The 6229-nt window shown below is 57.5% G+C and carries 5 protein-coding genes; all 5 read left to right on the forward strand.

Annotated features, from left to right (window positions below; translation table 11 throughout):
* The first annotated feature begins 485 nt into the window (after positions 1 to 485).
* Entirely contained in the window at positions 486 to 1517 is a 1032-nt protein-coding gene (locus Q7O77_RS13245) for a hemin-degrading factor (RefSeq protein WP_304168111.1), read from the forward strand.
* Positions 1514 to 2332, forward strand: coding sequence for a hemin ABC transporter substrate-binding protein (locus tag Q7O77_RS13250; protein ID WP_304168113.1), 819 nt, complete (start codon positions 1514 to 1516; stop codon positions 2330 to 2332). Before Q7O77_RS13245 ends, Q7O77_RS13250 begins: the two co-directional genes overlap by 4 nt.
* Before the next feature lie 14 nt (positions 2333 to 2346).
* The gene (locus Q7O77_RS13255) at positions 2347 to 3321 is read left to right on the forward strand and encodes an iron ABC transporter permease (RefSeq protein ID WP_304168121.1); all 975 of its coding nucleotides are present in this window, start codon (positions 2347 to 2349) and stop codon (positions 3319 to 3321) included.
* Positions 3314 to 4105 carry a heme ABC transporter ATP-binding protein gene (locus Q7O77_RS13260; protein WP_304168116.1) on the forward strand — a complete coding sequence of 264 codons (792 nt, stop codon included), beginning with the start codon at positions 3314 to 3316 and terminating at the stop codon, positions 4103 to 4105. Before Q7O77_RS13255 ends, Q7O77_RS13260 begins: the two co-directional genes overlap by 8 nt.
* A 160-nt stretch (positions 4106 to 4265) precedes the next feature.
* The coding region (locus Q7O77_RS13265; RefSeq protein WP_304168119.1) for a TonB-dependent siderophore receptor at positions 4266 to 6229 on the forward strand (1964 nt) is incomplete at its 3' end.

A 6229-nucleotide genomic window follows, 5' to 3' on the forward strand; every position in this document is an offset into this window, starting at 1 on the left:
ATTCTGAGTTATAGTTCATTTTCGTTGAGACTTTATTTATAAGATGAAAAAATAATACGATTTTTCGATTCGTTTGGTTTTTATTTAAATTTAATCCATTAGGATGGTTTTAAATTTTGCGTGTTGTTTTTGCATCCCAAAACGCTGGGAATGCTCGCTGCCCCGCGTCTCCGCGCCGCTGTCATGTCGGCATGCAGCGCTTCATGGGCGCCGTGTTCCTCAAGGGCATCTTCATTTCTCCACCGCACGTTCCCCGCTCGCGTCGAAGACGCCCACTTTCTATATCTCTATCGATTAGCCTACCTGATTAGTTATTATTTTTTCGTAGTTAACCCCTTGATGAAATGTGGAATTAAGGTTTCTTCATGCAGCCAATATTGGCTTGTTAAATTTTTATGAGGATGGTAATAATTATCATTACCGTCGGTGTAGTTACCTAAAACAATCCTGCTAAAAGACAGTGCGAATGTCGGAGCTTTCTATTCATGCAATACGATTATCAACATTATCTGCAACTTAAAGAGCAGCATCCTAAAAAATACGCGCGTGAACTGGCCCAGTTAATGAATATCAGTGAAGCGGAGCTCTCTTACCTGCGTGTGGGGCATGAGGCGCGTCGACTGATTGACGACCCCCGGCAGATTTTGGCGGCGCTCGAAAACGTGGGGGAGACAAAATCCATCACGCGTAACGAATATGCCGTGCATGAGCAGATCGGGTTTTACCGTAACCAGCGTATCGGCGAACACGTAGGGTTAGTGCTCAATCCGCGTGGTCTGGATTTGCGCGTCTTTCCCGAGCAGTGGGCCAGCGTGTTTTTCTTTATCGAGCAAACCGTGCGCGGCGAGCGCCAAAGTATTCAGTTCTTTGACCGTCAGGGTGACGCCGTATTAAAGGTCTACGGTACGGAACACACCGACTGGGCGGCATGGCAGGAAACGGTCGAGCGTTTCACTGCCCCCGACAATGCGCCATTGGCGCTCACGCCGTATGCCGCACCCGCGTCTGACGTCGTCGTTGATGCTCCGCGATTGGAACAAGAGTGGCGCGACATGCAAGACGTGCATGATTTTTTCCCTCTTCTGAAACGGCACAATTTGACGCGTCAGCAGGCTTTCCGCCATGTGAGCGATGACTTGGCCTGTCTGGTGGACAACCAGGCGCTATCTACGCTGCTGAATGCGGCGCATCAGGATGGCAACGAAATCATGATCTTTGTCGGTAATCGAGGCTGCGTTCAGATCTTTACCGGCGTGATTGAGAAAGTGGTGCCGATGGAACATTGGATCAACGTGTTCAACAAAGCGTTCACGCTGCATTTGCAGGGCAACACCATCGCGGAAAGCTGGGTGACGCGTAAGCCCACGCGCGACGGTATTGTCACCAGTCTGGAGCTGTTTGCCGCCGACGGCACGCAGATTGCGCAGCTGTTTGGTCAGCGCACGGAAGGCGAACCGGAGCAGACGCAGTGGCGTCAGCAAATTTCTTCGTTGGCGACACCGGGAGCCGCCGCATGAAGAACATCCTTTTGATGCTGGCGCTGTGCCTGCCGTTTTCGCCGCAGGCCGCGACGCGGCTGGTGACTATCGGCGGCGACGTCACGCAAATTGTTTTCGCCCTGCAGGCGGGCGGCGACGTCATCGCGCGCGACAGCACCAGCCTGCATCCCCAGGAAGCGCTGGCGCTGCCGGATGTCGGCTACATGCGACAGCTGAATGCGGAGGGCGTATTGGCGATGACGCCGACGCTGGTGCTCGCCAGCGAGCTGTCTCAGCCTTCCACGGCGATAGAGCAGATTGCGAAAAGCGGCGTGAAAGTCGTGAGCGTACCCGCCGGACAGGACGTCGCGGGTATTGCCTCCAAAATCACGGTTATCGCTCAGGCATTGGGTAAGGAAAAAGAAGGGCAGGCCCTGGTGCAGAAGGTCAACCAGCAACTCGCCGAGCTGCCGACGAAGCCGCTGCCCGTCAAAGTGCTGTTTATTCTGAGCCATAGCGGCATGTCAGCGATGGGGGCCGGGCAAAACACGGCGGCGGACGCCGCTATCCGTGCCGCCGGACTGCAGAATGCAATGCAGGGTTTCAACCGTTATCAGCGATTGTCTCAGGAAGGCGTCGTCGCCAGCCAGCCGGACTGGGTGGTCATCAGCCAGCAGGGCGTAAAAACCCTCGGCGGCGAAAATAACATCTGGCAGTTGCCCGGTCTGGCGCTGACGCCTGCGGGTCAACATAAACGTCTGCTGGTCGTCGACGACATGGCGATGTTGGGATTCGATCTGGATACGCCAGCGGCGCTGTTGCGCCTGCGTAACGCGGTGGAAGCGCAGCCGTGAGGCTCAATCCATCGATGACGCTGCTGCTCATGGCGGTGTCCGTAGTGCTGTTGATGGTGATCGCCGCCAACCACGGCGCAATGCCGATTACGTTGTCGCAACTGTTGGCGTCGTCGTCGGAGAGCCTGCCGTGGCAGGTCTGGTTGAACATTCGTCTGCCGCGTGTGCTGCTGGCGGTGCTGGTCGGCATTGCATTGGCGCTCTCCGGCGCGGCGATGCAAGGACTCTTCCGCAATCCGCTGGCGGAGCCGGGTCTGCTGGGCGTCAGCAGCGGGGCTGCGATGGGGGTCGCCCTGTCGGTGGTGTTTCCCATCGCATTGCCTGCGATGGTGGCGCTCTACTGGCCGATGCTGGCGGCGTTTGTGGGCAGCGCCGTGATTATGGTCCTGCTGTTCGCGCTGAGCGCCTCCGCCAGCAGCAGTTCGCTTTCTCGTCTGCTCCTGGCGGGGATTGCCATCAACGCCCTGTGTAGCGCGGCGACCGGCGTGCTGTCCTGGATCAGCAATGACCAGCAGCTGCGCCAGCTGTCTCTGTGGGGGATGGGCAGTTTGGGACAGGCCCAGTGGTCGATGGTCATGATCGTGGCGTCGCTGGTGCTGCCCTGCGCCGGATATTTGCAGCGGCTGGCCCGGCGTCTCAACCTGCTGCAGCTGGGCGACGAAGAAGCGCACTATCTGGGTGTCGATGTCCGCAAGACACGGCGTCAGATGGTGATCTTAAGCGCCATTCTGGTGGGTTCAGCCGTGGCGGTCAGCGGCATTATCAGCTTTGTGGGTCTGGTGATGCCCCATCTTATTCGTATCACGCTGGGCGCGGATCATCGCTGGTTGTTGCCCGGTTCGGCGCTGGGCGGCGCGCTCCTGCTGCTGCTGGCCGATACGCTGGCGCGAACGATGGTGGCCCCGGCGGAAATGCCGGTGGGGCTGTTGACCAGTCTGGTGGGCGGCCCGTGGTTTTTATGGCTGATTCTGAGGCATAAACATGGCTGAGATGCGGGAGCTGTGCCTGAGCGCTCACCACGTCAGCTACCGTACGGGAGGCCGACAGCTGCTGACCGACGTGTCGCTGACGTTGACGCCGGGCGAATTGACGACCGTTATCGGCCCTAACGGCGCCGGTAAGTCGACGTTGCTGCGCTTGCTGACAGGCTTTTATTCTCCACACGGTGGAGAGTGCAGGCTCAACGGCCGCCCGCTGGCGGAATGGACGCCAAACGTACTCGCCCGTCAGCGGGCGGTCATGCGTCAGGACAGCGTATTACAGGCTCAATTTCGGGTGGAAGACGTTATCGCGATGGGGCGTTCGCCCTGGCCAACCGATGCGAGTGTACGTGTATTGGACGAGGTGATGGCGTTGACCGACTGCGAGACGCTGCGTGGTCGGCTTTATCCTCAGTTGTCCGGCGGCGAACAACAGCGGGTGCGGTTAGCGCGCTCACTGGCCCAGCTGTGGCGGCCTGACGGCATTGCCGGGTGGCTGTTTCTGGATGAACCGACGTCGGCGCTGGATTTGTATCACCAACAGCAGCTGCTTCGGCTGCTAAAAACGCTGACCTCGACGGGAAAGCTGGCGGTGTGTTGCGTATTACACGATCTGAATCTGGCCTCGTTATGGTCGGATAAGGTTGTGCTGTTGCATGACGGCAGGATCGTGGCGGAAGGCGCGCCGGAGCAGGTGATTACCCAACCGGCGATCACGCGTTGGTATCAAGCCGATGTCGTTGTCAGCCCGCACCGTGAAACCGCGGCGCCTCAGGTTTCACTGCGGCGTTGAATCGGGAAGGGAATATCGTTTGATGGATTGTCGGACGCGATGTCGGCCAAGGCAGAAACGCTGAGTTGACCGCGCCGTTATAACTACAAAAATAATGAATAAATACTGCAAAGCAATGCATGAGCAAGAATATAACGATTTTAACATTTGAGGTTTCAGTATGTTCTTGCATACAAAAGAAAAACATCTCTCAGGTTTGATCCGGATTATCCTGACGGGCGTCTTGACCAGCACGACCTTTAGTGCGCTGGCCGCGCTGTCTGATAACGACGATAAAACGCAGACAGCCAAGAAAGAGCAGACCACATCTGCCACCCAGGCTGCGACGGCTTCCGCCGCCAAGCCGCAGGACGACAATCCGGGCGAGCAGATGACGGTGATTTCCGCGCCCATCGACACCAAGGCCGGGAGTCGCGTCACGTTAGACGCCAGTGAATTACAGAAAAACGGCGGCAATGATTTCGGCTCCATCATGCGCTATCAGCCGTTGGTCAGCGCTACCAGCTCCAGCGCGGGTTCCAATAACGGCAAAAGCGGATTCGATCGCTCCGGTTACACCGGCTATAACATCCGCGGCCTCGAAAGCAACCGCGTCGCCATCGACGTGGACGGCATTCCATTGCCCAACGCGACCGCGCGCAGCTATGCCGGACGTGCCGGGTTAAATACGTTCGGAATTGGCCGTGACTACATCGACCCATACATGTACGGTTTGGTGACCATCGATCAAGGGGCGACGAGCGTCGAACGCGCCAACAACGCCATCGGCGGCGCGGTCTCCTTCCGTCCTAAATCGCCGGATCAATACCTGTCTCCGTCAAAACACACCTATTTCGGCTATCAGAGCGACTATGACTCGTCCAACCGCAGCTGGCACAACGGTATCACGGCGGCGGGCGGCGATGAGACGCTGCGGGGTATCGTGGTGATCAGCCGCCGCGACGGTCAGGAAACCCAGAACAATAGCGGCGTCTTGTCCGCGTATCCGATGAACTGGCACTCCACCTCCGTGATGACCTCGGGGATCTGGCAGGCGGACGATCAAAACCGGTTCACCGGCACGCTGGAGTATTACACCAAGACATCTCACTCGAATTACGACTCCTGGGATACTTCGGGGAATTCGATTTTAGGCAACGCGCAGCAGGATAGCGATACCCGCCGCTGGAGCAGCAGCCTGCGTCATAACTGGACGGCGTCCTCCGTGGATTCGTGGATTGACGCTATCGACTCGCGCATCTATTACCAGAACACCAAAACCCAAGACGAAACCTACATGCCGCTGACCGCCCGCAGCATGTATACGGTTAATTCGGACTACAACGTCGATACCTACGGCGCTGAAACCACCATGATGAAAACGTGGGGTATGCATCAGTTCAGCTGGGGCTTTAACGTTCAGCAGTCCGATACCGAGCGTCCGTTTAGCCAGGATCCGGCGCAAACCACGTACTACGCCATCATGCAGCCGGAAGCCGACAGCCGCACGGATACGCTCGGCGGCTTCGTTCAGGATCGCATGGAGATGGATGTCGCCGGCAAAACGCTGTCGATCACGCCCGGAGTGCGCGTCGCGTACCAGCGGACCAAACCGCAGAATCTGAGCAGTTTGACCGAAAACAGCACGGCCATCACGACGGAAGATGTCGAGAAGCTCTACGGCACCAACAGCGACACGCAGGTCTTGCCGTCGCTGAGCCTTGAATATGCGCTGACGCCGCGTCTGACCAGCTACATCCAATACAAGCGCGGCGCACAGTTCCCAGATGCCAGCCAGCTGTACGGATCGTGGGGACTGGGTTCTTCCTATGCGGGAGCGTCGCAATATGCGCTGATCGGCAACAACGAGCTGGAAACGGAGACCAGTAACAACTATGAGCTGGGGTTAAAAGGGGAAATGACCGAAGGGGTGACCTTCCGCTCAGCGCTGTTCTACAACACCTACAAGAACTTTATCGCTTACACGCGCTATACCCGGGCGAATAACCCAGACAAGTTCACCAACGTACCGTCGAATATCGGCATTGCTTACCAGTCAGAAAACCGCGACAAGGCGTTTATCTACGGCGCGGAGTTCAGCAGCAAAGTGCAGTGGGGAACCTGGTTCGACGCGCTTCAGGGGCT

Origin of the sequence: Lonsdalea britannica, from assembly GCF_946477055.1 — a bacterium.
GTDB lineage: Bacteria > Pseudomonadota > Gammaproteobacteria > Enterobacterales > Enterobacteriaceae > Lonsdalea > Lonsdalea britannica_A.